Source organism: Mesorhizobium sp. M4A.F.Ca.ET.022.05.2.1 (assembly GCF_003998845.1).
Lineage (GTDB): Bacteria > Pseudomonadota > Alphaproteobacteria > Rhizobiales > Rhizobiaceae > Mesorhizobium.
Genome location: NZ_RZOJ01000741.1, coordinates 1 through 1,140 on the forward strand (window position 1 = coordinate 1; position 1,140 = coordinate 1,140).

Genomic DNA, 1,140 nt, shown 5'->3' on the forward strand with positions numbered 1-1,140 from the left:
TTCGTGCCGACCATCCTGTCCTTCGTCATTGTCGGCTTCGCCTGGAAGCTGATCCTGTCGCCGCTGTGGGGCGTGGCGCCGCATTTGCTCGATTTCGTCGGCCTGAAGAGCCTGTTCACGCCTTGGCTGGGCAAGGAGCAATATGCGTTGACCGCGCTCAGTCTTGTCTCGGTCTGGCAGTTCGTCGGCATCCCGATGATGCTGATCTATGCCGCGCTGCTGTCGATCCCGGACGAGGTGATCGAGGCCGCCGAATGCGATGGCGTCACCGGCATGGCGCAGTTCTGGAAGATCAAGCTGCCGCTGATCCTGCCCTCGATCGGCATCATCTCGATCCTCACCTTCGTCGGCAATTTCAATGCGTTCGACCTGATCTACACCGCGCAAGGGGCGCTCGCCGGGCCGAACTATTCGACCGACATCCTCGGCACCTTCCTCTACCGCGCCTTCTTCGGCTTCCAGCTGCAGGTCGGCGACCCCAACATGGGCGCCGCGATCGCCACGATGATGTTCCTGATCATCCTCGGCGGCGTCTGCGTCTACCTGTTCCTCATCCAGACGCGCCTGCGTCGGTATCAGTTCTGAGGCGCGCCATGAGCACTGCAACCCATTCGCTTCCCCGCACCATCGGCGCCCACGCCGTCCTGTTGACCTATACGGCGATCGCGCTGTTTCCGGTCATCCTGGTCATCGTCAATTCGTTCAAGTCGCGCGCCGCGATCTTCGGCGCGCCGCTGACGCCGCCGACGCCGAAGACCTTCGACCTGACCGGCTATACCACGGTGATCGGCCAAGGTGACTTCATCCACTATTTCCAGAACAGCCTCGTCGTCACCGTCGCCTCGCTGTTCTTCGTGCTGCTGTTCGGCGCCATGGCCGGCTTCGCGCTGTCGGAATACCGCTTCCGCGGCAACACGATGATGGGGCTCTACCTGGCGCTCGGCATCATGATCCCGATCCGCCTTGGCACGGTCGCCATCCTGCAACTGATGGTGGCAAGCGGGTTGGTCAACACGCTGACAGCGCTGATCCTGGTCTACACCGCGCAAGGCCTGCCGCTCGCCATCTTCATTCTGTCGGAGTTCATGAAGCAGGTGTCCGACGATCTGAAGAATGCGGGGCGCATCGACGGTCTGTCGG

General features: G+C 62.1%; 2 protein-coding genes. Both read left to right on the forward strand.

Annotated features, from left to right (window positions below):
- A partial coding sequence (locus EN745_RS35045; protein ID WP_145992337.1) for a sugar ABC transporter permease occupies nt 1-585 on the forward strand: 585 nt, incomplete at its 5' end.
- 8 nt (nt 586-593) lie between these two features.
- Nucleotides 594-1,140, forward strand: a 547-nt coding sequence (locus EN745_RS35050) for a carbohydrate ABC transporter permease (RefSeq protein ID WP_145992338.1), incomplete at its 3' end; no start/stop codon positions are given.